The 2,325-nt window shown below is 78.6% G+C and carries 2 protein-coding genes and 1 pseudogene; all 3 read right to left on the bottom strand.

The window, feature by feature from the left end:
- A pseudogene (locus GTQ99_RS22325) lies at positions 1 to 516 on the bottom strand (hypothetical protein); the annotation flags it as partial.
- An 18-nt stretch (positions 517 to 534) separates the two neighbouring features.
- Positions 535 to 1,635 carry an adenosine deaminase gene (locus tag GTQ99_RS22320; protein WP_338075196.1) on the bottom strand — a complete coding sequence of 367 codons (1,101 nt, stop codon included), beginning with the start codon at positions 1,633 to 1,635 and terminating at the stop codon, positions 535 to 537.
- Positions 1,636 to 1,672: 37 nt separating this feature from the next.
- Positions 1,673 to 2,296 carry a response regulator transcription factor gene (locus GTQ99_RS22315; protein ID WP_420814610.1) on the bottom strand — a complete coding sequence of 208 codons (624 nt, stop codon included), beginning with the start codon at positions 2,294 to 2,296 and terminating at the stop codon, positions 1,673 to 1,675.
- Positions 2,297 to 2,325: the final 29 nt, after the last annotated feature.

The raw sequence follows: 2,325 nt of genomic DNA, 5'->3' as shown, positions 1-2,325 counted from the left end.
CAGGGCCACCGCCCCGCCGGGCACCTGCGAGCCCGCCGCGTGGTCCTCCGTCCGCCACGTCCAGGTCTGCGCGCCCGCGCCGGCCAGCAGCGTCCCGGCCACGCAGGCGGCGAGGACGAGCAGGGCCGCGGCGACCGCGGTGCCCAGCAGCGCGGCCGGCGCGCTGGCGCGGATGGAGCGGGCCACCAGCCGCGCCGAGCGCACGCGCCCGCCCGGCCGGGGCCAGGTCAGCTCGCCGAGCAGGGCGGTGACGGCGTGCACGCCGGCGCCGGTGAGCGGGGCCAGCAGGACGAGGGCCTCGCTGCGCCGGGCGACGGCGAGCGCGCCGAGCGCGCCGACCGCGCCGAGGCCGGTGAGCAGGGCGGCGGCCGACCAGCGCGTCCCCCGCGCGCGGGCGGCGGCGACGGGCAGCGGCAGGTCGCCCGAGCGCACCCGCCCGCGCACCACCTGCACGGCGACGGCCGCCCCGGCGGCGGCGAGGACGACGAGCACGACGAGCAGCGGGAACCCGGCCACGGGCCCTCCCCTCAGAGTTCAGCCAATGAGTCGACTCATCGAGTGAATCACGTCCGGGCGGTCCGCGGGGCCCCTCCCACCGTCCCCGTCCTGCTCCCCGGGCAGCAGCAGCCAGTCGTCCACCTCCGCGTGCAGCGCCGTCTTGAGCTCCGCCGGCGCCCGGGAGGCGCTGATCGAGGCCTTCGCCAGCGCCGCCAGCTCCCGGTCGTCGAAGCCGTGGTCCTCGCGCGCGCTGCGGTACTGCGCCGCCAGCCGGGGCCCGAACAGCAGCGGGTCGTCCGCGCCCAGGGCCACCGCGGCGCCCGCCTCGACGAGCCGGCGCAGCGGCACCGCGCCCAGCTCGGGGTAGACCCCGAGCGAGACGTTGCTCGTGGGGCACACCTCCAGCGCGATGCCCGCGGCGACGAGGCGCTCCAGCACGGCCGGGTCCTCAGCGCTGCGCACGCCGTGGCCGAGCCGGTCCGGGTGCAGCGCCGCGAGCGTCGCCTCGACGTGCTCGGGACCGAGCAGCTCGCCCGAGTGCGGCACGCACGCCAGCCCCGCGGCCCGGGCGATGGCGAAGGCGCCGGCGAAGTCGGCGGTCTCGCCGCGGCGCTCGTCGTTGGACAGCCCGAAGCCGACCACGCTGCCCGGCCCGTCCCCGGCGTGGCGGGCCGCCAGCCGGGCCAGCGTGCGGGCGTCCAGCGGGTGGCGCACCCGGCTGGCGGCGACCACGACGGCCACCGCGGTGCCGGTCAGCGCGCTCGCCTCGCGCGCCGCGTCCAGGACGATCTCCAGGGCGGGGGTCAGGCCGCCCACGTGCACGGCGTAGCTGGTCGGGTCCACCTGCAGCTCCAGCCAGCGCGAGCCCTCGGCGGCGTCGTCGGCCGCGGCCTCCAGCACGATGCGGCGCATGTCCTCGGCCGTGCGCACGCAGGCGCGGGCGGCGTCGTACAGGCGCTGGAAGCGGAACCAGCCGCGCTCGTCGGGGGAGAGGGTGATCATCGTCTGCGAGCTGAGCGTGGCCGGCAGCCGCACGCGGTGGGAGGCGGCCAGCTCCAGCAGCGTGGCCGTGCGCATCGAGCCGGTGAAGTGCAGGTGCAGGTGCGCCTTGGGCAGGGACTCGACCGACCTCGTCACGCTGCGTGAGTCTGCCAGCACCGGGCGTCCGCGTCAGTCAGCTGGGCGGCGGCAGCAGCCCGCGCTCCATGGCCACCGTCACCGCGTGCGTGCGGTCGTCCACCCCGAGCTTGGCGAAGGCGCGCAGCAGGTGCGTCTTCACCGTCGCCTCGCCGATGAACAGCTCCCGCCCCACCTCGGCGTTGGTGGCCCCGCGGGCGACGGCGGCCAGCACCTGCAGCTCGCGGGGGGTCAGCGCGTCCCCGCCCTGGCCGCGGCGCGCCTGCAGCCGGGCCGCCACCGGCGCCGCCAGGACGGTCTCCCCGCGCGCGGCCGCGCGCACCGCGTCGGCCAGCTGCGCCAGCGGGGTGTCCTTGAGCAGGTAGCCCGTGGCCCCCGCCTCCACCGCCCGCACGATGTCCGCGTCCGTCTCGTACGTCGTCAGCACCAGCACGTGCACCTCGGGGTGCTCGCGGCGGATGCGGCCGGTGGCGCTCGCGCCGTCCAGCACGGGCATCCGCAGGTCCATGAGCACGACGTCCGGGCGCAGCCGCTCCACCGCCGCCACGGCCTGCGCGCCGTCCTCGGCGCTGCCCACGACCTGCAGGTCCCCCGCGGCGGCCAGCAGCCCCTCCAGCCCGCCGCGCACGACCGGGTGGTCGTCGACGACGAGCACGCGCACCGGCGCGCTCACGGCGCCGCCCCCGCCCC

Origin of the sequence: Kineococcus vitellinus, assembly GCF_009906315.1 — a bacterium.
Taxonomy (GTDB): domain Bacteria; phylum Actinomycetota; class Actinomycetes; order Actinomycetales; family Kineococcaceae; genus Kineococcus; species Kineococcus vitellinus.
Note: the sequence above shows the minus strand (reverse complement) of the source record. Positions and strands in the feature narration are given on the sequence as shown.